The sequence below is a fragment of the Zunongwangia profunda SM-A87 genome (assembly GCF_000023465.1).
In the GTDB taxonomy this organism is placed as follows: Bacteria; Bacteroidota; Bacteroidia; order Flavobacteriales; family Flavobacteriaceae; genus Zunongwangia; species Zunongwangia profunda.
In genome coordinates this window covers 21,069-46,766 of sequence record NC_014041.1, presented here as the reverse complement: position 1 = coordinate 46,766, position 25,698 = coordinate 21,069, and the positions used below count along the sequence as shown (strand labels likewise).

The window sequence follows — 25,698 nt, the reverse complement described above, 5'->3', positions numbered from 1 at the left end:
TTTCAGTTTCAATTTACGACACAAGCCTAAGAGTTAAAGATTTGCTCCAGTATCTTTTCGGTTATTAAATATGTTGGTTTAACACCTGTTGTTCCTAACCCGCCAGAGGCTAAAGTGCTTCCGGTTTCTAATGGATTATCAGATGCGTAATACGCGTATCTTACCTTCACATCTTCAGCAATACTTTTTCTTAATTTACTGGCTGCCTGTATGGCTTTTTGATAATGCGCTCCTTCCATTTCAAGACCACTTACATTCCATGTAGAATCGTGGAAAAACTTAAGAATATCACGGTTTTGTAAGGATGTTCCCAAAACGGTAATCATACTACCATCTACTACTTTTATTCCATGACCTTCAAGATCATCTTTTTTCAATTCGTTTTTAAAAGGATAATTATCGGCCGTACCCTCAAAAATATGGGCTGAAGGAATCATTATATCACCTTTGCCACCTTCTAAAATACCAGCCTTTCCCATGATGGAAACTGATTTTACATTCATTTTTATCTCTTCACCATCCAGAATATAAGGTTTAAGAAGTTCATCCATGGTTTCATAAGCCTGTTCTCCAAAGGCGTAGTCCATCACGATTATTACCGGCTTTTCTTCTTCTTTTAGGGATTTAAAACCTTTATTTCTAAAACCTTCTTCCAGTTTTGCGGTATCAAAAACCTGAACATCGATATTGGTACCACTGGTATCCTCTATAAACTTCATCCCACCAGAAAGAGCAGATTTCGAAACTTTTTGACGAACCTGCCCGTTCGATGAATCACTCAGCGTTTCATAAATCTGAAGAATATTTTTCTTTTTAATCTCAGCTTTTAGTGCTAATGGCGCATAAAGCGTATTCATTACACTATGCATATTGGCGCTGATAATATGAATAGGCCGCTGTAATAATTGCTCTTCTACCAGATATTTCTTGATTTTATCTGCCCATACCTCCCCGTGAATATGGTGTCCTAAACGTTCTCTAAGAATAGGACTAAAAGTGATGATTCTTTTATCATTATTTACGGTTTCTTCAATCGCCAGTTTTCCCATCCAGTAAATAATATGCAAAAACTGCTCTGGATTATTTGGTGTAGAAAACTTGGGATAGATCTTAGAAACCTCATAAAAAGTACGTCCTAAAATATTAGCAGCGTGGGTTAAAGCTACTTCACGCTCGGCCTTATCGATGTCTTCTTTAGAAAGCACGATCGCTTCAAGTTTTTTCCAGTCTCGGGTTACACTACCATCTTCATCGATAACCACACGTCTCATAATTTTATGCGATTCGATAAATAAGAAGGTTAGATGTGTAAGAATATCATAGATTTCAGATCGGCCTCTGGTGATCTCGATATTCATTTGCTCTTCATCTATACGATAGCAATTTCTTCGACGTTTTGGCGGCACAATAGGCTGAAAATGAGAATCTCCGTATCCCTCGTCACTGGTAAGATTGATATAGCGACACTGCTCGATCCCTATAGGAAGACGTTCTAAAACGTATAACAATCCATTAAGCTCAGCCTTATCTTCTGCTACAGAGCCATATATTTCAGGTCGTAAGGCCAATAAGCCTTCTCTTAAAGTTTCTCCAGAAACACCCATAGGTTTATAAAACCCTCTATTAAAAAGGTGTCTCATGGTAATATACATACGTTCTATCGCGTTGGTACTTTCCTGCGCTCTTGTTCTTCCGTCTGTTTTCAACTTCAAAATTTTTATTTTTTTATTATTGCTTCTAAAGCATCTGCTATTTTACGATCGTTTGATAATCTTGGCAACTTATTTTGACCGCCTAATTTTCCAATGGACTTCATATAGGCCTGAAATCCTTCTTTAGGGACTTTAGTGATTTTTACCGGTTGTAGAATATTCCCTTCTATTAAATCGAAATAATACGAATTTTGCTGCTGAAGAGACTGATCCAGGATATTCCTGAAATTCGTTAAATTTTCAGGCGCTTTTTCAAACTCTATAAACCACTCGTGGTACGGCAATTCTCCTGCTACAGGGTTTACCTGTGGGGCCACCGTAAATTCATTAATTCTGGCGCCTGTTTTTTCTGATGCTACTTGCATCGCCTCTTCTACCTCTTTTGCAATTACATGTTCTCCAAAAGCCGAAATATAATGCTTAATCCTACCCGAAACCATCACTCGATATGGTTTTAAGCTCGTAAATTGTATGGTATCACCTACATTATAAGCCCAAAGACCGGCGGTGGTGCTAATGATCATTACATAGTTTACCCCAAGCTCTACCTCTGCAATGGTAAGCCTCTTAGGGTTTTCATCAAAAAATGATTCCGCTTTAATAAACTCGTAAAAAATACCGCTATTAAGCTGAAGTAGCATTCCTTTTTTCCTTTGGCTATCCTGGAAAGCAAAAAAGCCTTCAGATGCAGGATATAATTCGATGCTATCTACTTTTCGGCCTATAAGATTTTCAAATTTTGAGCGATAAGGCTCATAATTTACGCCACCATAAATAAACAACTCAAAATTCTTAAAAATATCCCCTATTTTTTTACCGGTTTTATGCTCTAATTTTTCGAAATACATTTGCACCCAGCTAGGGATTCCGCTTATCACGGTCATATTCAGGTCTCGAGTTTCCTCAACGATGGCATCAACTTTAGTTTCCCAGTCATCGATACAATTGGTTTCCCAACTCGGCATCCTGTTTTTCTGAAGATATCCAGGCACATAATGCGCCACAATTCCAGACAATCTGCCTAGTTTTACTCCGTTCTTCTCAGTAAGTTCTGGACTTCCCTGTAAAAAGATCATTTTGCCATTTACAAACTTCGCTTTTCCGGTTTCAGCGATATAACAAAGAATAGCATTTCTTGCCGCTTCAATATGTGTTGGCATACTTTCTTTGGTTATCGGGATGTACTTTGCGCCACTGGTAGTACCAGAAGTTTTGGCATAATATAGCGGTTTTCCAGGCCACAAAATATCCTCCTCACCGGCCACCATTTTATCTACATAGGCTCGTAAATCTTCATAGTCCCTTATGGGTACCTTCTCTACAAAGTCGGCATGGGTTTTTATATGATCAAAATGATGATCTTTACCAAAACTGGTGTCTTTCGCTTTAGAAATTAATTCATTAAAAATTTTCTCCTGAACTTCAACAGGCTTCGAGGACCAGGCCTGGATTTTCTTTCTTACGGTTTTAGCGAATATTTTAGCTGCAAAGGATTTTAAAGACATAGACTATTCAAAATCAATATAATCGGTTGGGTTTACAGGGTTTCCTTCATTCCATAATTCAAAATGCAAATGCGGGCCGGTGGTATATTCTCCGGTAGAACCGGCAGTTGCGACTACCTCTCCGGCTTTTACAAAATCACCCTGTTCTTTGGTTAAAGAGGCATTATGTTTATACACTGAAATTAGACCATAATCATGCTTTACAATAATTACATAACCGGTTTCGGTGGTCCATTCCGCAAAAATAACCCGCCCATCGGCAACAGATTTTACCGGTGAATTCTTAGGCACTACCACATCTACGGCATAATGTTTTTCTTCAGCATCATAGCCTTCAGAGATCGTTCCTTTTACCGGCGGGAAAAGGGAGAAATCAATATCATCTGTCGCACCAGGCAAAATATTATATTTATCTTCCATAGCGACCTCTTCTCTTAATAAGCTATCTGCTTTAGAAGGTGGAATAACTTCAACCTCCATGTTTTCCTGCGAAAATTTGGCAATAGAGTCCCTGTTAAGATCTGAGGTTTGCAAATCTCCGGACAGTACTCCCTTTATTGATCCCAAAAATTGATTATTGAGTTTTAAAACATTTTGTAAGGAATCTGTTTTATAGGCCAATTGCGCTGCCTGTTCTTTTAATTTTGGCGAAGAATATCCAGGAATATATTCTCTTAATGGAGTGAAAGCAATGATAAAAGTAGTTGCTGCTATTAATAATATAGCACTTGTAGTTACCAGAACAAATACGTTTAAACGGGTTAATTTTAATGAATATCTTTCTTCAAAAGTATCTTCATTTAAAATTACCATTCGGTATTTATGAAGAAGTTTTCTGGTAAATTTTTTCTTATTTTTTTTCTTTTTCGACATACATAAAAACCTAAAACAAAGATACTGGAAAATTTATGCATAATGACAGTTTTACCTGAGAATTGAAATTGGCTTCTTTTAGAAGATATTTATGCATAAATCCTAGCTTTTTTAAAATTTAAAAGAAATATAGCTTTATAAAAATAATGCAAAACAATTGTTCTAATCAACGCAGCTATAAGCATTATAATTAACAAATTGCATATATTTTGTCTATATTAACTTATATATTGGTTTATTCTTGTTAAGTTTGTAAATATAAATATCGAGTTATGAATGCATTTATGTTACCGTTAGCTATAGGAGCACCACAAATCGTACTTATCGTAATTGTGGTTTTACTAATATTTGGAGGTCGAAAAATTCCGGAATTGATGAGAGGATTAGGAAGTGGGATTAAGGAGTTTAAGGATGCATCTAAAGATGATGACGATACCACTACCAGTTCTGCCTCTGATGCTAAAAAAGTTGAAGATCCTAAGTAGTTTAGTTCCTAAAAAATTAATAAAAAAGCCCATTTTTTCAGTAAATGGGCTTTTTTATTTGTTTCAGTATTAAAATTCGATTTAATTGGAATCAAATTTTAAGGATTTTAGAATAGCATCCAACTCAAATACATGATCTCTTTTACTGCTGGCTGGCCTAAAGATAAATCCTTCAGCAATAATATATCGATTATTCTTTTCATCACGAATAGCATAATTTACAAAAGGACCGGCCATATACGCATTATTTACTTCCCAGGTACCTCTGGTTTCATAAGCAAAATGCCCATCGATTTTGGTTTCGAATAAATAAGGAGCGTAAGCCTCTTCTGTAATCATATAGCTTCCTTCTACGGGCCCTGGAATATACTTTTCGCCTATACTATCTCGCATCTTTACAATATTGGCAATCACGCTAGAGTCTTTATCAATGGTATTTAATGGCACCTGATACACCAAAATTTCCATTAATCCTTTCGGTATTTCCTTTCTAATCCAGATAAAATTATCTTCCTGCGCAGCATAACGATACGCTGTTGGAAACTTCATAGAAACCCCAAATGCTTTTTCCAATTCTTCATCAGACTCTGGTGATTTCCCAATCCTTCGCTGTTTTTCTTTAATTTCAGTGGCTTTTAATACATCTATAATACTGTCTGAAGATGCATTAATCCTATCTATTATTTGCTGTTGATTTTCCCCGCTAATTATAATGCCCGTTTGGGGTGTCGCATATTCATCCTTGATAATTGCCAGACTATCCTTACCCTTTTCGATTTTTATAAAAATCCGACTTCTACGTACAAACCCGGTGAAAGTCTCTGGCGGAATTTGACTTAAACTGAATAAAGGTTCCTCCTGAGGCAAACCTTCTACCGGTGCCGCCAGATTATCTCTTAGAGCGTCGCCTACTTGGCCTTCCCAAAGGCTATTATCTACAATGACGGAAAGCTGATTGATATTTCCTGAAGAATCTGCTAAGATCCGTGATTCCGGCTCTTCAGATTTTTTTTTGCAGGAAACGACAATCAGAAAGGAAAGCGCAAGAAATACTAATTTTTTCATGTTATTAGTTTTGAATTTAAGTTTGGTTTCTAGCCTTTAGACACCTTAATCCTCATACCCGGTTTAAGGCGTGTACTGCTCATATCATTCCATGTCCTCAAATTCTGTACCGTAACGCCAGGAAACTTTTTAGAAATACTCCATAATGAATCTCCCTGCTGTACCGTATAAAGTTTTGTGTCTCCTTTTTTGTTTGTTTTAGCACTGCTGGAAGCTGTGGCACTTTGACTGGCAGACACGGGTTTTCGCGGATATATTGTTAAATATTGCCCTACCCGTATATTGTTTCCTCTTAGATTGTTCCAACGTTTAATACTGCTTACACCTACACCATATTTTTCTGCAATCCTTCCTAAAAAATCACCACTTCTTACCCTATATCTTATTCGATCTTCAGTTTCTATGTACTTTGGTAAAGGTTTTTCCCTATTTGCAATTTCCTGTTCGGCGTATTGGTAAATGGCAGCTTCATTATTTACAAAAGCTCCTGTTTTTGTTCTTGGTAACCTAACTACATAATTTTTATCTTCTACAAACGGGATGATATCCAGCTTATAACTTGGATTTAAAAATTGAAGTAATTCTTTATTTACCCCAGTTACTTTAGCAATATGATCGAAAGTTAATAACTCCTTTACCTGAATAGTATCGGTCTGGAAATAAGGAATCTCCGGCCGTTTAGGCTGAAAATTATGCTCATCGGCATATTCAAAAATATACAATGTGGCTAAAAAAGCCGGTACGTATCCTGCTGTCTCTCTAGGTAAATAACGCCTCATCGACCAGTAGTCTGTAGAACCACCACTTCGCCTAATAGCTTTGGAAACATTTCCAGGACCCGAATTATAGGAGGCTAACACCAAATCCCAATCTCCAAAAACTTTATATAGAGTTGAAAGATATTTCGCAGCAGCTTCTGTTGCTTTTACAGGATCCATACGCTCATCTACGTAACTGCTCACATTAAGATCATGCATTTTTCCTGTAGTAAACATAAATTGCCATAAACCGGTAGCCCCTACCCTGGACTTTGCTCTTGGATTTAAAGCAGACTCTACAATCGCCAGATATTTAATCTCTAAGGGAATATCGTATTTATCGAGTTCCTGCTCAAACATCGGAAAATAATAATCGCTTAAGGCCATTAAGCGTTCCATTGCCTGTTTATTGCGTTTTAAATACATTTTTATAACGCTCTCTAAACTTGGATTATATTCTATATTAAATGGCGTTCTGGCATTTAATCTTGCCAAACGTGCTTTTAAAGTATCAGTAGGTAATTCGTCATAAACAACTTCATCATAATCCTGTTCGGCTATAGATTTTTGTATGGTTTCATAGAGGTCTGAATTGGTAAGTTCTGCCCGCCAAACCGAATCGATTTTAGCCGCTTGAGGCATATCAGCCAGTGATACTTTAGAAGAGTCTCTAATAACGGCAGAAATTGGTAGCTTTTCCTGAAACTCTGGATCTGGATCGGCAAGTATGATTTCTGTACTATCCACCTTTTGAAAAATCTGAACTCTAAAATTAGCTTTTTCGACCTGCTTTTTAGATTTTTCTTTCTCCTGGGCACTCACAGCAAACACTGAAAACAAACCCAGTAATAAACATACCTGCTTCTTCATATCTAGTTTAGAACGTTTTTACCTGTTAATTTAGGAATTAAATTTTGCTTTTAATCTTTTAATTTTGATCGCTAACTAAGAACCTCGAAAGTTCATTTCGAGGTTCTTAAATTTAGTTAAAATTTGATCAAAAAGTATACCTTATTTTATCGAAAATGAATCATTCGAAAAAAGATTTACTTGCCAATGGCAGCGATACCTGGTAAAGACTTCCCTTCCAGCATTTCTAGCATTGCTCCACCACCGGTTGAAACATAACTAACTTTATCGTCAAAACCAAATTGTTTTACGGCAGCTACCGAGTCTCCACCTCCTACAAGAGAGAATGCTCCGTTCTTGGTTGCCTCAGCAATTGCTTTTCCTAGCTCGATCGTTCCTTTGGCAAAAGTTTCCATTTCGAATACTCCTAACGGACCATTCCAAAGGATTATTTTAGATTCTGCAATAACATTAGAAAAATGTTTTAAAGTTTCAGGACCTACATCTAATCCCATCCAACCATCAGGAATATTATCAACGGCTTCTACCTGTGTGCTTGCCTGCTCAGAAAAACTATCTGCGATCACAGAATCTACGGGAAGATGTACCTGTACCCCTTTTTCTTTTGCTTTCTTAAGAATCTCTAGAGCTAATTCCTGCTTATCATCTTCTACAAGGGAATTCCCTATTTTTCCTCCCTGCGCTTTAATAAAAGTATACGTCATACCTCCACCTATGATCAAATGATCAATAGCATCCAGAATATTTTCAATAACCGTAATTTTTGAAGAAACTTTGGCTCCTCCTAAAACAGCAGTTACTGGTTTTTCTTTACTGTTTAAAACCTTATCTAAGCTCTCAATTTCTTTCGCTAATAGATATCCAAAACATTTATCTTCAAAAAATTGAGCCACAACAGTGGTCGATGCATGTGCTCTATGGGCAGTACCAAAGGCATCGTTCACATAAATATCACCTAATTCTGAAAGTTGTTTTGCAAAATCCTCGTCTCCTGCAGTTTCTTCGTCATGAAAACGTAAATTTTCAAGTAAAAGAATTTCTCCAGATTGTAAAGAATCAGCCGCTTTTTTTACTTCTGCACCAACGCAATCTTCTACAAATTTTGGTTCTACACCAATAACTTCAGATACTTTACTTACGATATTTTTTAAAGAGAATTTCGCTTCTTTTCCTTTTGGCCTTCCAAGGTGAGACATTAAAACTACGCTACCACCGTCTTCTAAAATCTTTACTATAGTTGGTTTAGCAGCTTCAATACGGTTAGCATCAGTTACCTTAAGATCATCATTAAGGGGTACATTAAAATCTACTCGAATTAAAGCCTGCTTATCTTTAAAATTAAAATCGTCTACTGTTTTCATAATTTCGGTTTATTACAAATATAATTTTTTCCGAAGATATAAAACCGCATATAACTTTTATATTTGCTCATGCTTTTTTCAGAAATTGTAGGACTACCACATATTAAAAATCATCTTACCACTACGGCCGATAACAGCCGTATAGCGCATGCCCAATTATTTATTGGGAATAGCGGTAGTGGTACCTTGCCCATGGCAATTGCTTATGCGCAATATTTACTATGTAAAAACCAGGATGGCGAGAACCAGCATGGAAATCCCTCCTGTAATTTAAAGTTTACCAATCTCTCGCATCCTGATCTTCATTTCGCTTTTCCGGTAGCAACCAATCAAACGATAAAAAGTCATCCGGTATCAGCAAATTTCATGGAAGATTGGCGTCGTTTTATTCAACATCGACCTTATGGCAGTTTAACCGATTGGTATGAACATATTGGGATTGAAAATAAACAGGGCCAGATTGGTGTAGATGAAGCCCAGGATATCGTAAAATCTTTATCCTTAAAAGCCTATGAAGGCGGCTTAAAAGTAATGATTATCTGGATGGCCGATCGTATGAATACTGCAGCAGCCAATAAATTACTGAAACTGATTGAAGAACCGCCTAATAAAACCATCTTTATACTTATTGCTGAAGATGAAGAGCAGATTATACAAACCATAAAATCAAGATGCCAAACGCTAAAATTTCCTCCATTGGCAGAAGCAGATATTGCTGAAAAACTGATGGCTTCTAAAAATATGAATACGCAGGAAGCCAGTTTAATAGCGCATCAATCAAACGGAAGTTACACCAGGGCTTTACATCTTTTAGAAAAAGACACGGCAGACGACCAGTATGAGCAATGGTTTATCGAATGGGTTCGTACTGCCTTTAAAGCTAAAGGGAATAAGGCCACAGTGCTCGAGTTGATTAGCTGGAGTGAAGAAATTGCCACCATGGGACGTGAAAAACAGAAAAGCTTTTTATTGTATTGTCTGGATTTTTTTAGACAAGCATTAATGCTAAATTACAAAGCTGAACCTCTTGTTTTCCTATCCCCTAAAACTAAAGGATTCCAACTTAAAAAATTTGCTCCTTTTGTTCATGGTAATAATATTTTACCCATTACAAAGGCTATTGAAGATGCCATTTACCACATCGAAAGAAATGCTAATGCAAAGATCGTACTAACCGATCTTTCTATAAGGCTTACCCGTTTTTTACATATTAAAGATGCTTAAAATATGGAAAATATAGATATGAATATTGCCTTATTATTTATACTCTTCTTTTTACTTATCACATTTTTCATGTCGTTTTTCGAAAAAATTTGTGATTATCCGGGTACAAAATCCTTTATGGAATCCCATTTTAAAAATACCTTTTTAGCAAAAAAAATAGCTTTCCTTTTACCAATTTTAGTTGCTGTAGAGCTGATAGCCGTAATTATGCTGATTTTAGCGATTCTGAATTATTTTTTTACGATCATCACTATTAATTTTAGCCCATTTGCGCTTATAGCCTGTGCCATAAGCCTAATGATGCTCTTAATTGGGCAAAGAGTGGCTAAAGATTACCAAAGTTCGGCAGGAATTACCATTTATTTTATTTTGGTGATCCTGGGATTCTTCGCTTTGGCACAGTAATTTCTCAGCATCAAACCAAATAAAAAAGTCCGGTTAAAAAACCGGACTTTAAATTATAAAATTGAATATTTTATTTTGCTGAAGTAGTATCTTCCTCAGTTTTTTTAACAGCAGCATTGCTACCAGACTTTCCACTGTAACTCTCGTTTAGTTTCTTTACAATTTCATCGGTAATATCCAAGCCGTCTTTGGCATACATAATATTTGCAGATTCATTACTTCCAAAGATATAAGTGTATCCATTTTCTTTTCCGTACTCTGCTACAAAATCTTTTACTTTCTCCACAACCTCGTCTATAGCCGTATCGCTATCATTTCTTAATTGCTGACCAATCATTTGTTGTTGTTGTTGTAATCTTTGCCCTTTTTGCTGTAGTTCTTGTTCTTTAGCCTGTCTTTGTGAAGCCGACATAGAATTCATGCCTTGCTGATATTCCTGAACTTCTTGCTGAAATTGTTGCTGAGGACCGGTGATAAGCTGAGTTAGTGAGTCTCTACGAGCTTCAAACTTAGATTCCACATCTTTCATTTCCTGATAGTCCTGAATAACCTTAGTAGTATCTACATAAGCCGTTTTTTCCTGGTTGCAGGAAATTAATGAAATTGCTACTGCTCCTATCGCGATTAATTTTTTCATATTTTTAGTTTTATTGGCCGCAAATGTAAAAAAAGTATTTTAAGTATAAGCTTTATAAAATTAAGTATGAAGAATATCTATTCTATTAACTGATGTCTTAAATGGCAAAATTTGGCTGATCTTTCAACTATAAATATTTCTTATTAATACAAAAATAGTTATTAATAATCACTATTAATATTTAGCTATTTAAAAGCCCCGTAAACACAAATCTGTTTTTCAATAGGGCATTTTATATTCAACAGATAAAAAGCTCTTAAAATGGCTAATTTCGATTATTTGGAGGTTTTTTTAAAGAAATAGACCATCGAACTATATTCGCCACTTCGAGCCGCAGACAAATTTGATTTTAGTCCGTTTTTAAAGGCCTTAAATAAATTTTGTTTATCAGCACGATGATTTTCAGAAAGCATACTCACATAAAAAGAATCAAATTTTAATCCTTTAGAATGAAATAACTGAAAACCGTTTTCAAAAAACAATGTCTGAATTCCTTTTTTAGAAAAATGCCAAAGATGTCTGGGCACATCATAAGCCGCCCAATACTCCTTATAAATATCAGCATCCTTACTTTTATAATTAGGAACTGCGATGACTAATAGTCCGTCATCATTTAATAATCTATGAAATTCTTTAAATTGCTGTTCTAAATTAGGGACATGTTCCAAAACATGCCACATCGTAATTATATTATATTTATCAGAAATTTCTGATAATTTCTTTTTCAGCCTAAGATGTTTCTTTTGTGCTTTTTCTCTTGCGACTTTACTAGGCTCTACTCCTTCTACTTTAAAATAACGTGAAGCTGCCTTTAAAAAATCTCCGGTACCTGCTCCAATATCCAAAAGTTTTCCGGCAGATTTTTCCTTTAAGATCCATCCAACTTTTTTCTGAAGCATATAGGTTTTTACAATATTATATAATTTTTCAGTAAAAGATTTTGAAGCATCGGTATGCGAAATATAGCTTTCGCTTTTATAATATGCTGAAAGATTTTCTGGAACAGGTTCAGTTTTTAAAATATCGTAATGTTTCCATCTTTCCAATCGATACATTTCCCCACTTACTAAATAATCTTTGCAATAAAATGTTGAATCTTCCACTTAAGGTAATGCTTTATAATTTTTCTGATATTCGAAAAAATGGTTCTCTAATTGTTGGAGATAATTTCTAACTCTACTGGAATATAAAGACGAGGTTGAAATATGATCGACACCTTTTCGATCGGAAATTGTAATATTTACAAAAAATTTTACGGGCCCGGTTTGCTCCTCTTCATCTTCTTCCCTCTTGATTGGTTTATCGTCATCATCAATTCCTAAAATTCCATCAAAAATTTTTTCTACAATAGGCACATCCGTATATTCTTCACGATCGTCTTTTACAATTATGCTAACCAAAAACTCTTTTTCTAACTCTGGAAAAAGAATAACTTCACTATTTATTAAATCATTTTCTCTTTTTAAACCCAGATATTTTTTAAACCAGGATTTAGCAATAGGCCGTTGTAATTTTGTTTGAAAAAGATAATAATTAAAATGATCTTTATTTTCTAGTATTCTCGACCCTTCGATATCCGGTACCGAATGAGTGGTAACCTGGCACGCTACAATAACAAATAATAATCCTGAAATTATAAATTTTTGCCTCATTCAAATAGAATGTTCCACGTGGAACGTTGTATTTTAACGCCCCATGTAAACCAATAAAACCGAAATATCATTTGGGCTTACACCACTAATTCTTGAGGCTTGTGATACATTAGCAGGCTGAATTTTATTCAATTTTTCACGTGCCTCAAACGACATAGATTTGATTTTAGAATAATCAAAATGCTTAGGAATTTTCACATCTTCCAATCGATTAAGCTTATCGGCATTATTTTTTTCCTTCTGAATATATCCTGAATACTTAATCTGAATTTCGGTTTGCTCCAGCATTTCTGTATCTAGATGGTGCTGCTGAATATACTCCTCTACACCAGGAAATTTTCGTACATCATCCATTGCAATATTAGGCCTTGAAAATATCTTAAAAATCTTATCAGACTGTTTCATAGGTGAAGAATTATAGTCAGCCAATACAGGATTTGCATCTTCGGGAACAACGCTAGTATCTTTCAAAAAAGACACAAAAGCTAAAGATTTCTCCTTCTTTTCTTCCATTTTTCTCATCCTATCCTCCGAAGCCAAACCTAATTTATAAGAACGTTCAGTCAACCTAAAATCAGCATTATCCTGCCTCAATAAAGTTCTATATTCTGCTCTGGAGGTAAACATACGATAAGGCTCCTCTGTTCCTTTTGTAATCAAATCATCAATCAATACCCCTATATAAGCCTCATTTCTTTGCAGAATGAAAGGATCTTTTTCCTGCACTTTTAAAGCAGCATTTATACCGGCCATCATTCCCTGGCAAGCCGCCTCCTCATAACCTGTCGTTCCATTTATCTGTCCGGCAAAATATAAACCATCAACCAATTTAGTTTCTAAGGTATGTTGTAACTGTGTAGGCGGAAAATAATCATATTCAATAGCATAACCAGGCCTAAAAAATTTTACATTTTCAAAGCCTGCGACAGAGCTTAATGCAGCAAATTGAACATCTTCAGGTAAGGAAGTTGAAAAGCCATTTACGTAAACCTCTACCGTATTCCAGCCTTCAGGTTCCACAAAAAGTTGATGACGATCTTTATCCGCAAAACGATTAATCTTATCTTCAATAGAGGGGCAATAACGCGGACCTAAACTTTTTATCCTTCCATTAAACATTGGAGAACGATCAAAGCCGGAACGTAAAATATCGTGAACCTCATTCGAGGTATACGTCATATAACAAGAACGCTGTTTACTTAGCGGTTTTGTCTCATCCGAGTATGAAAATTTTCCGGGTACTTCATCACCAGGTTGCTCAATCATTTTTGAATAATCTAATGAACGGCCATCCACCCTTGGAGGAGTTCCGGTTTTCATACGACCTGCTTCAAAACCTGCATCGATCAAATCTTTAGTAATTCCCGTTGCGGCAGCTTCTCCTGCTCTACCGCCACCACGTTGCTTATCACCAATATGAATTAATCCGTTTAAAAAAGTACCATTGGTACACACCACAGATTTGGCCCTAATTTCTATTCCTAAAGAAGTACGAACCCCTTTTATTTTGCCATTTTCTATAATTAGACCATGCACCATTTCCTGATAAAAATCAAGATTTGGCGTTTGCTCTAAACGTAATCTCCAATCTTCAGCAAAGCGCATACGATCACTTTGTACCCGCGGGCTCCACATCGCAGGTCCCTTAGATTTATTTAGCATTTTAAATTGAATAGCACTTGTATCACTTACCAATCCGCTATAACCTCCCATAGCGTCTATCTCACGTACTATTTGTCCTTTTGCAATGCCACCCATTGCAGGATTACAACTCATCTGCGCTATATTCTGCAAATTCATTGTAACCAACAAGGTACTACAACCCATATTTGCGGCTGCGGCTGCAGCTTCACTACCGGCATGTCCAGCTCCTACAACAATAACATCATACTCCTTATTGAACATAAAATCTAGAATTATTTATGATTGTTCCACGTGGAACAATTTAATTTTCTCACTTTCTTTTTCTCGCATTAGCATAGCCTCTTCATCAGATTTATCCTTATAACCACAGTAATGCAATATACCATGAACTAAGACCCTTTTTAATTCGGTCTCAAAATCTTCATTAAATTCAAGCGCATTTTCACGCACCCTTTCAGTACTTATATAAATATCACCGTTTAAAAGATTTCCAATAGAATCATCAAAACTAATAATATCTGTATACGTATCATGATTTAAAAAACGTTGATTAATATCTAACAAATAATCATCATCACAAAAAATATAACTTATCTCTCCAAGTCGTTTTCCTTCCGAAGAAATTACACGTTCTATCCATTTTTTATAGACTTCCTTCTCAATTATATCAAAGTCATTTTCAGAATAAAAATTAATAATACCGTCTTGATTAATCATTAAAATAAGTATTAACGCGTTGTTTCAAATTGGGCCGCAAAGGTAAGCTATGTCTATCTAATATCTCAATGCTATTAAAATAATCTTTAATCTCTATATTGTTTTTAGGAGACTGATTATCAAAATCGCGCATACTTGTTTTACTTTCCCTCTCGTTACGCTCTCCTTTCTCGTTTAAAGATTCTTTTAGATTAAGCATCTTTTGATTAAGCTTGTTTAAGGTATTTAATGAATTTTGATTAATATCATTATTTAAAATATCTTTTTCAAGCTCATCATAGTCTTGATTTAAATCATTAAGATGCTCATCATTTTCCTTCAGAATACGCTCTAAATTTCTTCTAATTTCCTCCTGCTGCTTATAGATTTCAAATAATTTAGAATGCTCTCCTTCGTCAGTATTTTCTTGGCCCTCTCCTTTCATATTTTTACCCATTTGTTCTTTTAATTGCTTCCCTAAATCTTGCTGCTTCTCAATAATATCCTGCAATTGTGGACCTGTTCCCTCCCCTCCACTTCCAGAAGAATTCATTTGATCATTCATATTATCTAAAATTTCATTCAATAACACCGCCAAATCGTTCGCTCCTGTAATTGTATATTGTTGGGAAGAAAGTGCCTTGGAAAGACGCAGATCAGCTAATTCTTCTAAAGAGTTAATTAAATTAAAAGACACATTTTCCAAAAACTCAAAAACCTTTTCAGCTATAAATTGATTGTTTAACCCCAAAGCAAATAAACTATCATCTACATGCTCAAAATTTTCTTTTAGGACATATTGTTCTTTAAGCTGAGAAGAAAATTCCGGGCTACCGGTATTTATATCACGAAAAGCATTCATTAAATTTTCTTGCTTAAAGGAAAAAATAACCAAATTGTCAAGAACCTTTCTCAGCGATTCAATATCTGCTTCTAAGGTCTGCATATCCATATTGGCAGAACTTTGCTTCATTTCTTTCGCGAGCTCTTTCATTTTGTGACCCGTATTATCCTGCTTGTTTTTCTTTTCCCTTTCTGCAGATCCAGAAGTATTAATTAAATTCTCTAATTTTTCTTGAATATCTAATTCTGCCTCTTTATTACGTTCTAGAGATTTTGGACGTTTTAGTTCACCATTCTTTTTATCCAGCTGATCCAGTTCCCTTTGAATATCATCAAATTTCTCATCAATTTCCTTTTGGGATTTTCCGGATTTATCTAAATTTATTTGATCATCTCCTAAATTATCCAACTTATCTACTAATTGATTATACTTCTGTTCTACATAGTATTGCTTTGTTAACTCCACTAACTGCTCCAAACTACGCTTAGAAGAATTTTTGTTTTTGGATAATTCCTGTAATTTTTGCTGCAAGTTTTCATTTTGAATCTTGTCTGAATATTCCTTTAATTCATTTAATAAGGCTTTATTATCCTGTAGCTTATTTTCAGTATTTTCCAGTCTCTCTTTAAGCCGTCTCCCCTTGTCATTTTCAAGATTTTCAGTGTCTAATTTATCTTTAATATTCTTGGAAAACTTTTTCATTAAAGCATTTTCACGCTCCTGAGATTTAATAAAACTCTCTAACTTTTGTTGCTGCTCATAATCAAAATCTTTGTTTTCCAACTCATCATTCAGTAAATTATTTAATTGATCCTCTTGTTTAAACTTATCTAATTCATCAGATAAATTACCAATGTTCTCCTTCTGGCCTTGTAAATTTTGATCACGGATTTCCTCAGCAGTCTTTTTATAATAGGTAAAGTATGATGATGAAGCGGACTTTCTACCATTCACGGCATCGTTATCAAAAACCTGAAAAAAATATTCGTAATTCCTTCCAGCTTTTAAATCCAAATCACCCGGAAAAGAAACATAAAATTGACTAATCGTACCTGCACTAAAGTTAATGTATTCAGATTGAAAGCTCTCCTCTCCTATTTCTCTGTAACGTAACATTAAACCAGAGATTCCATGATCGTCACTAATCTTACCCCCATAATACTTTAAAGATGGATTCAATGAATCCACTTTTTCCTCAACCTGTATTGATGGCGATTTATCTTTTATAATTTCCAACCGAAAAGAAAGAGGTTGATAGTTCTTTAAAAAAGAATTTGAAGTTGATAAGGTATAATTTACAGATTGCAAAAAGCGACTTTCGAAACTATTCTTTACGCTTACCAGTGTATCAGAAAATTCCAAATTGACCGTCTCGGTATTTCTATGTTCAAACCTCCATTTAAGCCATGTTCCTTCAGGAATAGTTAGATTTCCCTCTCCGTTTGTTTGTTCATCCTCAAGACCCAAATAGTTAGGATATACAATTTCAATATTAAAATTAACCAATTCAGGTATAGCAATAATGGCCAAATTATAAGTTCTTGAACTTATATTATTAGCTAAAAGTCTAAATTCCTGATTTTTAGTAATATTTTTAAAAGTATAAGTGAATCGGCCTGGTTCCAACTGCCTCATGAAATATTCTGAATCCTTAAATATTATCTTTAACTGACCTGGAATTTCATCCCCCACCACATTAACTTCTAAATTATAATCCTCGCCTTCAATAACTCTAAGATTTTCTTCCTTCAGTACAAAACTAAAAGGAGCTGGTTTCTCATAGACCTGATCATAATTTTTTAAGCGGTCAAAAGAACTAAACAACCAATCCCCTCTTCCGCTAATCATTAAAGCTAAAATTAACAATAAAGGAACTCCAGCGGACAGTACGTATTTTAAATATTCACCAAAACTTACCGCATTTTTAAAATTATAGAATTTTAATTCCAAAGACTTCTGATGAATAGCAGCTTGTAGAAATTCAGAATTATCTTGTGATTTTAATTCTATCAAATTTAGCAACCTATCATCAATTTCAGGAAAATAGTCTCCAATAAGTACAGCGGCCTTTCTATCAGAAATTCCACGTCTTATATCCAAAAATTTTATAAGCGGTAAGCCGATAAAAAAAATTAATAAGGCGGATTCAACAATGATAAAAAAAAGAAAAAGTAAGAATCTTACACTCGTATCAAACCAAATAAAATTCTCAAAAAGCACTAGAAGCAGCCAAAATAATAATCCGATTAAAATAAACAACGCAGTATTTTTAATCAGAAGATTTAATTGATATTTTCTGATAAAAGACTGTAATTGATTTTTAATTGCTTCAAACTCTGCCATAAAATTCTATCTTCACTTCCCGGTTTACGCGACTAATTTTAAAGGATGGACATCAACAATTTAAAGAAATTCCTCCTTTAAAATTCCACTCAAATTCTCTATCCTATTGATTTGCCTAAATGTAAGTAATATTCATCATAAATAACAGCAGATTAAAATTTCAACAATAACCCAAATCGAAAGATCACATATTTTAGGATTGCATAAATTAGGTTGTATCTTTGCTACAAAAATAAAACCAATTATGTCTTCTAACGTACGCGTAAGATTTGCACCTAGCCCAACAGGGCCTTTACACATTGGCGGAGTAAGAACAGCTTTATACAATTACTTGTTTGCGAAAAAACATGGCGGTGACTTTATATTAAGAATTGAAGATACCGATCAAAACCGTTATGTTGAAGGCGCTGAAAAATATATTATTGATTCTTTAAACTGGTGTAACATCCCATATGACGAAGGACCAGGAAAAGAAAAAGATTGCGGCCCTTATCGCCAAAGTGAGCGTAAAAGTCTTTATAAAGCCTATGCAGATAAATTAATTGAAAGCGGTAATGCTTATTATGCTTTTGATAGCGCAGAGGATTTAGATAAGCATAGAAAATCTCACGAAGCAGAAGGTAAAACTTTTATTTACAACTGGCATAATCGTGAAAAGCTTGATAATTCTTTAGCACTACCGGAAGAGCAAGTTAAAAAGAGAATTGAAAATGGCGAACATTACGTAGTGCGCTTTAAATCTCCCAAAGATGAAATCTTAAAAATCTCAGATGAAATTAGGGGAAATATGGAGATCGATACGAATATATTAGACGATAAGGTACTATATAAAAGTGACGGCATGCCAACTTATCATTTAGCCAATATCGTAGATGATCATTTAATGAAAATCTCTCATGTAATTCGCGGTGAAGAATGGTTACCTTCATTAGCTCTACACTTTATGCTTTACCGTGCCTTTGGATGGGCTGCTCCAAAATTTGCGCATTTACCACTTATTCTAAAACCTCAGGGTAAAGGCAAATTGAGTAAGCGTGATGGTGACAAATTAGGTTTCCCAGTATTTCCTTTGCAATGGAAAGATCCAGAGAGCGGAGAAATTTCTGCTGGATATCGCGAAGATGGTTATTTCCCGGAAGCCGTTACCAACATGTTAGCTTTCTTGGGATGGAACCCGGGAACCGAACAGGAATTCTTTTCACTAGAAGAATTGACAAAAGCTTTTGATCTTAAACGTGTTCATAAAGGCGGCGCAAAATTTGATCCTGAGAAAACCAAATGGTTTCAACAACACTATTTACAGGAAGCCGATAATAATTTTATAGCTGAACAATTTTTAGACATTTTAAAAAAGAAAGAAATTGAAGCTACTAAAGAATATACTAAACATGTTATAGAATTGGTAAAAGAAAGGGCCATTTTTATCGAAGACATTTGGGAGCAGGGATTTTATTTTTTCACCTCCCCTACTTCATACTATCCTAAAAATACCAAAAAAGCCTGGGAAGAAGATACCCATCTTTTAATGACTGAACTTATAGAAGTGATACAGGGCATTGAAAATTTTAAGGCCAATATAATTGCTGAAAAAGTAAAATCCTGGATTACCGCAAAAGAAATAGGTTTTGGTAAAATAATGCAACCTTATCGAATTTCTTTAGTAGGATCCTTACAGGGAGCAGATCTTTTTGAAATATCTGAAGCTATTGGAAAACACGAAACGATAGCACGAATTAAAAAAGCTAATGAAACGCTTCGCTAACATTTGAGTATGTAATAAAAAAAAGAAAAGGCTTCTAAAATTAGAAGCCTTTTTAATATCTTTTAAGCGAGTTTCTTAAATTAGGTAAGGTTATACACGTTTTATTCCAAACATCTTCGCTACAGCCTTTAAAACGATTGCTTTTTGCATTATTGCGCCAATAGTATTTCCTACAATACGAAGTGGAGATAAAGAATCTTTCACTTCCTCTATCGTTAGTTTAATTTCTTCCTTATCGATTTGAGCCTGAAGTTTTAAAATTTTCAGATCCCTGTCTATTTCTTCAAAACTGGTATACTGCTTCATTTAATTCTCTTCATTAAAAATTTCCCGTGAAAACTTCTTAAGCATAAACTTGCTTAGCGGTTTTTTTCCGAATATCACAAATAAAACAATCACAACCAAATAAAAACCACCGACTATAAAAAATCCAGAAGATGGTTGATCCAAGGCAGCACTAATTGCAAAAGCAACCCCAAGGGATAAAAAAGCCACGGCAGTACTTAGCGCAAAAGCTACAATCAAAAACATCACCAGCAATATTGCCGACTTTGTTGTTTGTTTAAATATTAAAAGTTTATAATATTCAGCATTACTATGCGTAAATGCCCTAACGTTGTCATTAAGTTCGTCTATACTATTACTTAGTTTTTCAAACGCCATAAATATTATACCACTACTTTATTCGCTTTAGTTTCAGCCTCTTCCTTCTTAACTTCCTTTTGTAACTTCGCGTTTTGTTTTCTCAATTCTTCTAATTTTGATTCCATTGCTGAAAGGATATCATCTGCTTTATGGCTCGCATTAGAAAGTGTTTCTTCTAATCTTTCTTCAAAATCAAATTTTGCTTTTTTAGCTTTCTCTGTTAGATTAGAAGCTGTTTCGTTATATTTCTTATTAAAACGATCCTGTGCGTCTAAAGCATCTTTCTTAAGTTTCTTTCTTGTTTTTTCACCTTTATCAGGAGCATATAATAACCCAATTCCAGCTCCAATAGCTGCGCCAGTTACTAATGCTAACAATGTGCTTCCTGTATTTGCCATAATAAATAAGTTTTTGATTAATACTTTCTATCAAATATACGGTATCAACAGCTTAAGCCCTGTTAATAACCGGTTAATATGTATTTTACCAATACTAAAATATTCTTAAACAAGCACTTATCCAAAATTTACTTTTGCATTTTGGCCCAACTATCTCTTAAACCCACTGTTCTATTAAAAACCAGATGATCTTTAGTACTATCTCTATCAATACAAAAATAACCTATTCTCTGGAACTGGAATTTCTCTAATTCTTCAGCAGTACTTAAACTCGGTTCAACAAAACCTGTAATAGTATTTAAAGAATTGGGATTTACAAATTCAAGAAAATCCTTATCCTTTACTCCATCGGGAGCTTCTTCTGTAAACAAGCGATCATAAAGACGAACCTCAGCTTTTAATGCATGCTTTATAGAAACCCAGTGCAATGTTCCTTTTACCTTTCTTAAGGACTCTTCAGTCCCACTACCACTTTTACTCTTGGGATCGTAAGTACAATGAATTTCCAGAATATTACCTTCTTCGTCTTTAACTACATCTTCTCCTTTAATAATATAGGCATTCTTTAAACGAACTTCCTTACCTAAAGTTAATCTAAAGAACTTACGATTTGCACTTTCTTTAAAGTCTTCTCTCTCGATATATAATTCGCGGCTAAAGGGAACCTGTCTTGTACCCGCGGTTTCATCTTCCGGATTATTTTCGGCTTCTAACCACTCTTCTTCTCCCTCAGGATAATTAGTAATTACCAACTTCACAGGATCTAGAACACCCATTACACGGGGTGTGATTTTATTTAGATCTTCACGTGCACAAAATTCTAAATGCGCTACATCGATCATATTTTCACGCTTCCCAACACCAATAGAATCAGCAAAATTTTTAATAGCGGCAGGAGTATATCCACGTCTTCTTAACCCAGAGATGGTTGGCATCCTGGGATCATCCCATGATTCTACAATTCCCTTTTCTACAAGTTGTGCCAGTTTTCGTTTACTTACCACTGTATGGCTAAGGTTTCTTCGCGCAAATTCCCGCTGCTTTGGGATAAACTCTCCAGGTTTACTTACTTTGGCAATAAACCAGTTATACAACTCTCTATGCGGTAAAAACTCCAGGGTACAAAAAGAATGGGAAACCTGCTCGATAAAATCGCTTTCCCCGTGTGCCCAGTCGTACATTGGGTAGATTTTCCATTCCCCTTCCGTACGATGATGTGGTTTATGAACACATCGATACATAATAGGATCCCGCATTAACATATTACCACTGGACATATCGATTTTAGCGCGAAGCACATGAGCACCTTCAGGAGTTTCTCCATTCTTCATTTGTTCGAATAAATCCAAATTCTCCTCTACACTACGATTCCTGTAAGGACTTTCTGTACCTGGCTGTGTTGGTGTTCCTTTTTGCTGCGCAATGTCTTCAGAAGTCTGACTGTCTACATATGCATCGCCATTCTTAATCATTTCTACCGCCCAATCGTACAACTGCTGAAAATAATCTGATGCATAACATTCCTTAGCCCATTTATAGCCAAGCCATTCCACATCTCTCTTAATAGCTTCAACAAATTCCTTTTCTTCTTTTATGGGATTGGTATCGTCGAACCTTAAATTTACAGGAGCATCATATTTTTCTCCCAAACCAAAATTTAAACAAATAGAAGAAGCATGCCCAATATGCAGATAGCCATTAGGCTCTGGTGGGAAACGAAACATCAGTTTTTCCCTTTTATAATCTGCCTTTAGATCTTCTTCTATAATTTGCTCAATAAAATTTAGAGACTTCTTTTCTTCCGCCATAATTTTTCTTGTAAAAAAGCAAAGTTATCAAAAATAAAATCGCCTTGCAGGAGTAAAACAATTAGAAAATAAAAAATAATCATTCTTTAAAAGTATAATCCCATAATCACGTCTCTAAATCTTAGATAAGTTTCCTGATTTATAATTCACTGGAGACTAACCGGAATGAACTAATTGGGTTAAAATAAACCTAAACCTAAGTTATACAAAGTTCTTCACATCGATATTCTTTAATTTTATAAGAGCAAAAAAAATAATGATGAACTACTACAAAACCTCTATTATTCCATCTTTAAAACCTGTATTAAGATGAGCAATAATTCCTCGAAACTAAATCCGTTATCAGTTTGGGCACTTGCCGCAGGTGGAATGGTAGGCGGTGGTATATACACCGTGCTGGGTGTTGTCATTGCCGTTTCGGCACAGTGGACCTGGCTCGCTTTTGTCCTTACAGGACTAATCGCCATACCATCAGCCTATAGTTATGTGTTCCTAACTAATAAATTTCACGAAGAAGGCGGTGCCTTTGTATTTCTGGAAAAAGTAAACGATAAAAAAATGGCCGGAAACCTCAGCTGGTTGTTAATTATCGGGTATGTCTTAACGATATCGGTTTACGCTTATGCTTTTGGACATTACCTATCGTTTGCTTTTCATGGCAATCCTTTATTAATGCGTTTACTTGCCGCCGGGATTGTCATCGCTTTAATTTTATTGAATTTAGCCGGAGTAGGAAAACTGACCAATGTAGAGATTATTATCGTATCGGTGAACCTACTAGTATTATTGGCTTTAGGCATTTACGGACTGGCCAATTGGGACACCTCTCAACTTACCGCGGGAATCAGTCCTCGACCTATTTGGTCAAGTTTAATTGGAGGAGCTTCCATATTTATGGCATACGAAGGCTTTCAGCTACTTACCTACGAATACGATAAAATTAAAAATCCTGAAAAGAGCTTTATGCCTACTTTAATGAGCGCTGTCATATTTGTGGTCATCCTTTATGCGGTAGTAGCGTTAGGAGCAACCATGGTGGGTGGTGCTACGTCTATGATTAGTTTTAAAGAAATTGCTTTGTCCATTTCGGCCGAATCGGCTTTTGGAAAAACCGGACTTATAGTAATGACGGTTGCTGCAGGATTTGCAACAGCCGCAGCCATCAATTCCACTCTATTTTCCACGGCCAATTTATCCAAACGTATTGCCTCTAAAAACGAACTTCCTTCCTGGTTTGATCACACCAATAAAAACGATGTACCCGATCGATCGATCATTGTTCTAGGTACTTTAGCCGGGACCTTAGCTATTGTAGGCTCGTTGAGTTCATTGGTAGAAGCAGCAAGTTTGGCCTTCTTATTTACCTTTGGGATTGTAAACTGGATTGCTTATCGCGAATCTGAAAAACGAAAATGGATCCCGTTAATGGGCATTATCATTGGGATTCTAGTGGGAGTAGCCTTAATTTTTAGATTGGTGATTTCTAAACCCGTTGCCCTAGGCGGAATTTTAGCCGTGGTGTTACTTATCATTATGGGAAGACCCTACTTACTGAAGAAGAAAGAAAAAACACAACAAAAAGCCCAGGTAGATGAAAACTAAATTTATAACGCTATTCATGGGAATGCTACTGCTTTTTAGTTGTCATTCTTCTCAACAAAAACCTTCAAAATTACGCATAGGACAGTTTATGTTCACTGATCGCCCGGTAAAAATTATCTTTACAAAAGATGGTGAATCTACTCTTCAACAACAACTGAAGTATACCGAATTAACAGATTATCAATCTATAAATTCTGGAACTTATACAGTAGAAGTAAAAGCTGAAAACCAGTCATTGTTAAAGAAAAAAGTAGGTATTGGTAACAGCGGAGTTTATACTTTGATGCTTTATGGAATTTTACAGGAAAATCCCACTACCAATGAAAAAACCAGCAAAACAAAATTACACGAAATTGTAGAAGGTGAAGAAGCGACGATGCCAAACGGAAATTTACCGCAATTCAAAATTTTGAACGATGAATTTGAATGCGGTAAAGACGAAGCAAAAATAAGATGGGTTCATTTAGCTGCCGGTGTAGAAGAGATTTCGGCAGTAGCCACTTCAGATAAAAAAACAGTGTCACTGTCTTCACTTACCTATCCCAAAGTTTCCAAGACAAAAGCGCTTTTGCCACTTCAGCAAAAAGTGAACTGGAAATTAAAAGGAAGTAAAGTAAACGTAGCACAAGAACAACTCGCTATTCAATCTCAAAAGTTATATACTTGCTTTATTATGGGCATCGAAGGAAAATATATTGATAGCTTAAAAGTTGTTACCGGCGAAACACCCAAGAAAAAATTTTAAACCTTATTTTTACAAAAAAATAATTTTGGGAAGTATAAAATTAAAAAATATCAAGGTATTCGCTTATCACGGTTGTTTGGAGGAAGAAGGAAAGATAGGAAGTGATTATAGTGTTGATCTTAAAGTAAAGGGCGATCTCTCTAATTCGGGAAAATCTGATGAATTAGCAGATACCATCGATTACGTTCATTTAAATAACATTGTGAAAGAAGAAATGGCTTTACGTTCTAAACTTTTAGAAAGTGTTGCAGAACGAATTAACAATCGGGTACTAAAAGAAATTATATTGGTACAAAAGGTAACCGTTTCAGTATCAAAAATTAATCCTCCAATAGGAGGCAATGTGGCAATGGTTAGCGTAACCAGAAGTAAATCCAGATAGATTTTTAGTTTTAGAACTTAAAATTTTTATTACATTTGCGTTCCCTAATAAAAGGGCATCGTGGCCGAGTGGCTAGGCAGTGGTCTGCAAAACCATGTACAGCGGTTCGAATCCGCTCGATGCCTCTACAAACAAAAGGCTTTCCATATTGATGGAAAGCCTTTTTTTATAGCTATTATTTTCAGTAAATTAACTCAGTGCAAGATCATGAGGCATTTGTTAAAAAATAATTCTTTGTTTAGAACCTGGATCAGGGATAAAAATTAGATTTTCAGTAGGACT

Annotated in this window: 23 protein-coding genes and 1 tRNA gene; 8 read left to right on the top strand and 16 right to left on the bottom strand. The window is 35.3% G+C overall.

Annotated elements, in window-relative coordinates; all coding sequences use genetic code 11:
* Positions 1-26: 26 nt before the first annotated feature.
* Genes ZPR_RS00205 through ZPR_RS00195 form a run of 3 tightly spaced genes read right to left on the bottom strand, consistent with a single transcriptional unit; the run spans position 27 to position 4,090 of the window.
* Positions 27-1,715, bottom strand: a complete 1,689-nt coding sequence (locus ZPR_RS00205; RefSeq protein WP_041578428.1) for a DUF6909 family protein — start codon at positions 1,713-1,715, stop codon at positions 27-29.
* Between the two features lie 2 nt (positions 1,716-1,717).
* Positions 1,718-3,217, bottom strand: a complete 1,500-nt coding sequence (locus tag ZPR_RS00200; RefSeq protein WP_013069557.1) for a GH3 auxin-responsive promoter family protein — start codon at positions 3,215-3,217, stop codon at positions 1,718-1,720.
* Positions 3,218-3,220: 3 nt separating this feature from the next.
* Positions 3,221-4,090: a M23 family metallopeptidase gene (locus ZPR_RS00195; RefSeq protein ID WP_013069556.1), complete on the bottom strand. Its 870-nt coding sequence runs from the start codon at positions 4,088-4,090 to the stop codon at positions 3,221-3,223.
* Between the two features lie 272 nt (positions 4,091-4,362).
* Between ZPR_RS00195 and ZPR_RS00190 the strand changes: the two genes are divergently transcribed.
* Entirely contained in the window at positions 4,363-4,575 is a 213-nt protein-coding gene (locus ZPR_RS00190) for a twin-arginine translocase TatA/TatE family subunit (RefSeq protein ID WP_041578427.1), read from the top strand.
* Positions 4,576-4,656: 81 nt separating this feature from the next.
* On the opposite strand, the gene ZPR_RS00185 is transcribed toward ZPR_RS00190, so the two are convergent.
* The 3 genes from ZPR_RS00185 to ZPR_RS00175 all read right to left on the bottom strand — a co-directional run bounded on the left by ZPR_RS00185 (position 4,657) and on the right by ZPR_RS00175 (position 8,629).
* Complete coding sequence (locus tag ZPR_RS00185; protein ID WP_013069554.1) at positions 4,657-5,640, bottom strand: DUF4837 family protein; 984 nt, start codon at positions 5,638-5,640, stop codon at positions 4,657-4,659.
* 29 nt (positions 5,641-5,669) lie between these two features.
* The gene (locus ZPR_RS00180) at positions 5,670-7,268 is read right to left on the bottom strand and encodes a lytic transglycosylase domain-containing protein (protein ID WP_013069553.1); all 1,599 of its coding nucleotides are present in this window, start codon (positions 7,266-7,268) and stop codon (positions 5,670-5,672) included.
* 176 nt (positions 7,269-7,444) lie between these two features.
* On the bottom strand, positions 7,445-8,629 hold the full coding sequence (locus ZPR_RS00175) for a phosphoglycerate kinase (RefSeq protein WP_013069552.1): 1,185 nt from the start codon (positions 8,627-8,629) through the stop codon (positions 7,445-7,447).
* Between the two features lie 69 nt (positions 8,630-8,698).
* Between ZPR_RS00175 and ZPR_RS00170 the strand changes: the two genes are divergently transcribed.
* Both ZPR_RS00170 and ZPR_RS00165 read left to right on the top strand, forming a co-directional pair.
* Positions 8,699-9,853 (top strand): DNA polymerase III subunit, encoded by a 1,155-nt coding sequence (locus ZPR_RS00170; RefSeq protein ID WP_013069551.1) that lies wholly within the window; start codon positions 8,699-8,701, stop codon positions 9,851-9,853.
* Between the two features lie 3 nt (positions 9,854-9,856).
* Complete coding sequence (locus ZPR_RS00165; protein ID WP_013069550.1) at positions 9,857-10,258, top strand: hypothetical protein; 402 nt, start codon at positions 9,857-9,859, stop codon at positions 10,256-10,258.
* A 70-nt stretch (positions 10,259-10,328) separates the two neighbouring features.
* On the opposite strand, the gene ZPR_RS00160 is transcribed toward ZPR_RS00165, so the two are convergent.
* The 6 genes from ZPR_RS00160 to ZPR_RS00135 all read right to left on the bottom strand — a co-directional run bounded on the left by ZPR_RS00160 (position 10,329) and on the right by ZPR_RS00135 (position 17,831).
* Positions 10,329-10,895 (bottom strand): OmpH/Skp family outer membrane protein, encoded by a 567-nt coding sequence (locus ZPR_RS00160; protein WP_013069549.1) that lies wholly within the window; start codon positions 10,893-10,895, stop codon positions 10,329-10,331.
* Positions 10,896-11,170: 275 nt separating this feature from the next.
* Positions 11,171-11,998, bottom strand: a complete 828-nt coding sequence (locus ZPR_RS00155; RefSeq protein WP_013069548.1) for a class I SAM-dependent methyltransferase — start codon at positions 11,996-11,998, stop codon at positions 11,171-11,173.
* Positions 11,999-12,547 carry a hypothetical protein gene (locus ZPR_RS00150; protein WP_013069547.1) on the bottom strand — a complete coding sequence of 183 codons (549 nt, stop codon included), beginning with the start codon at positions 12,545-12,547 and terminating at the stop codon, positions 11,999-12,001.
* Between the two features lie 33 nt (positions 12,548-12,580).
* Entirely contained in the window at positions 12,581-14,452 is a 1,872-nt protein-coding gene (gene mnmG, locus ZPR_RS00145) for a tRNA uridine-5-carboxymethylaminomethyl(34) synthesis enzyme MnmG (protein ID WP_013069546.1), read from the bottom strand.
* A 15-nt stretch (positions 14,453-14,467) separates the two neighbouring features.
* The gene (gene ybeY / locus ZPR_RS00140; RefSeq protein ID WP_013069545.1) at positions 14,468-14,908 is read right to left on the bottom strand and encodes an rRNA maturation RNase YbeY; all 441 of its coding nucleotides are present in this window, start codon (positions 14,906-14,908) and stop codon (positions 14,468-14,470) included.
* On the bottom strand, positions 14,901-17,831 hold the full coding sequence (locus ZPR_RS00135) for a hypothetical protein (RefSeq protein ID WP_148211635.1): 2,931 nt from the start codon (positions 17,829-17,831) through the stop codon (positions 14,901-14,903). The genes ybeY and ZPR_RS00135 overlap by 8 nt, the downstream gene beginning before the upstream one ends.
* A gap of 487 nt (positions 17,832-18,318) precedes the next feature.
* Between ZPR_RS00135 and gltX the strand changes: the two genes are divergently transcribed.
* Positions 18,319-19,836, top strand: coding sequence for a glutamate--tRNA ligase (gltX, locus tag ZPR_RS00130; RefSeq protein WP_013069543.1), 1,518 nt, complete (start codon positions 18,319-18,321; stop codon positions 19,834-19,836).
* Positions 19,837-19,926: 90 nt separating this feature from the next.
* On the opposite strand, the gene ZPR_RS00125 is transcribed toward gltX, so the two are convergent.
* The 4 genes from ZPR_RS00125 to ZPR_RS00110 form a co-directional block, all read right to left on the bottom strand.
* Positions 19,927-20,142: a DUF6327 family protein gene (locus ZPR_RS00125; RefSeq protein WP_013069542.1), complete on the bottom strand. Its 216-nt coding sequence runs from the start codon at positions 20,140-20,142 to the stop codon at positions 19,927-19,929.
* Positions 20,143-20,499 carry a phage holin family protein gene (locus ZPR_RS00120; protein WP_013069541.1) on the bottom strand — a complete coding sequence of 119 codons (357 nt, stop codon included), beginning with the start codon at positions 20,497-20,499 and terminating at the stop codon, positions 20,143-20,145.
* Positions 20,500-20,504: 5 nt separating this feature from the next.
* The gene (locus ZPR_RS00115; RefSeq protein ID WP_013069540.1) at positions 20,505-20,879 is read right to left on the bottom strand and encodes a YtxH domain-containing protein; all 375 of its coding nucleotides are present in this window, start codon (positions 20,877-20,879) and stop codon (positions 20,505-20,507) included.
* Between the two features lie 128 nt (positions 20,880-21,007).
* Positions 21,008-22,687 (bottom strand): glutamine--tRNA ligase/YqeY domain fusion protein, encoded by a 1,680-nt coding sequence (locus tag ZPR_RS00110; protein WP_013069539.1) that lies wholly within the window; start codon positions 22,685-22,687, stop codon positions 21,008-21,010.
* Positions 22,688-22,996: 309 nt separating this feature from the next.
* On the opposite strand from ZPR_RS00110, the gene ZPR_RS00105 reads away from it, so the two are divergent.
* The 4 genes from ZPR_RS00105 (at position 22,997) to ZPR_RS00090 (ending at position 25,541) form a co-directional block, all read left to right on the top strand.
* A complete protein-coding gene (locus ZPR_RS00105) occupies positions 22,997-24,289 on the top strand; it encodes an APC family permease (protein ID WP_013069538.1) in 1,293 nt (430 codons plus the stop codon).
* Positions 24,279-25,034, top strand: coding sequence for a DUF4397 domain-containing protein (locus ZPR_RS00100; RefSeq protein ID WP_083759705.1), 756 nt, complete (start codon positions 24,279-24,281; stop codon positions 25,032-25,034). The genes ZPR_RS00105 and ZPR_RS00100 overlap by 11 nt, the downstream gene beginning before the upstream one ends.
* A gap of 25 nt (positions 25,035-25,059) precedes the next feature.
* Positions 25,060-25,416, top strand: a complete 357-nt coding sequence (folB, locus tag ZPR_RS00095; RefSeq protein WP_013069536.1) for a dihydroneopterin aldolase — start codon at positions 25,060-25,062, stop codon at positions 25,414-25,416.
* Between the two features lie 54 nt (positions 25,417-25,470).
* Positions 25,471-25,541, top strand: a tRNA-Cys gene (locus ZPR_RS00090).
* Positions 25,542-25,698 lie beyond the last annotated feature (157 nt).

Bases quoted from the DNA above. Each gene is read 5' to 3' on its own strand.
- gltX (WP_013069543.1), top strand. From the start codon at position 18,319: ATGTCTTCTAACGTACGCGTAAGATTTGCACCTAGCCCAACAGGGCCT.
- ZPR_RS00115 (WP_013069540.1), bottom strand. From the start codon at position 20,879: ATGGCAAATACAGGAAGCACATTGTTAGCATTAGTAACTGGCGCAGCT.
- ZPR_RS00105 (WP_013069538.1), top strand. From the start codon at position 22,997: ATGAGCAATAATTCCTCGAAACTAAATCCGTTATCAGTTTGGGCACTT.
- ZPR_RS00170 (WP_013069551.1), top strand. From the start codon at position 8,699: ATGCTTTTTTCAGAAATTGTAGGACTACCACATATTAAAAATCATCTT.
- ZPR_RS00110 (WP_013069539.1), bottom strand. From the start codon at position 22,687: ATGGCGGAAGAAAAGAAGTCTCTAAATTTTATTGAGCAAATTATAGAA.
- ZPR_RS00100 (WP_083759705.1), top strand. From the start codon at position 24,279: ATGAAAACTAAATTTATAACGCTATTCATGGGAATGCTACTGCTTTTT.
- ybeY (WP_013069545.1), bottom strand. From the start codon at position 14,908: ATGATTAATCAAGACGGTATTATTAATTTTTATTCTGAAAATGACTTT.
- mnmG (WP_013069546.1), bottom strand. From the start codon at position 14,452: ATGTTCAATAAGGAGTATGATGTTATTGTTGTAGGAGCTGGACATGCC.
- ZPR_RS00150 (WP_013069547.1), bottom strand. From the start codon at position 12,547: ATGAGGCAAAAATTTATAATTTCAGGATTATTATTTGTTATTGTAGCG.
- ZPR_RS00185 (WP_013069554.1), bottom strand. From the start codon at position 5,640: ATGAAAAAATTAGTATTTCTTGCGCTTTCCTTTCTGATTGTCGTTTCC.
- ZPR_RS00160 (WP_013069549.1), bottom strand. From the start codon at position 10,895: ATGAAAAAATTAATCGCGATAGGAGCAGTAGCAATTTCATTAATTTCC.
- ZPR_RS00190 (WP_041578427.1), top strand. From the start codon at position 4,363: ATGAATGCATTTATGTTACCGTTAGCTATAGGAGCACCACAAATCGTA.
- ZPR_RS00125 (WP_013069542.1), bottom strand. From the start codon at position 20,142: ATGAAGCAGTATACCAGTTTTGAAGAAATAGACAGGGATCTGAAAATT.
- ZPR_RS00120 (WP_013069541.1), bottom strand. From the start codon at position 20,499: ATGGCGTTTGAAAAACTAAGTAATAGTATAGACGAACTTAATGACAAC.
- ZPR_RS00195 (WP_013069556.1), bottom strand. From the start codon at position 4,090: ATGTCGAAAAAGAAAAAAAATAAGAAAAAATTTACCAGAAAACTTCTT.
- ZPR_RS00165 (WP_013069550.1), top strand. From the start codon at position 9,857: ATGGAAAATATAGATATGAATATTGCCTTATTATTTATACTCTTCTTT.
- ZPR_RS00200 (WP_013069557.1), bottom strand. From the start codon at position 3,217: ATGTCTTTAAAATCCTTTGCAGCTAAAATATTCGCTAAAACCGTAAGA.
- ZPR_RS00175 (WP_013069552.1), bottom strand. From the start codon at position 8,629: ATGAAAACAGTAGACGATTTTAATTTTAAAGATAAGCAGGCTTTAATT.
- ZPR_RS00180 (WP_013069553.1), bottom strand. From the start codon at position 7,268: ATGAAGAAGCAGGTATGTTTATTACTGGGTTTGTTTTCAGTGTTTGCT.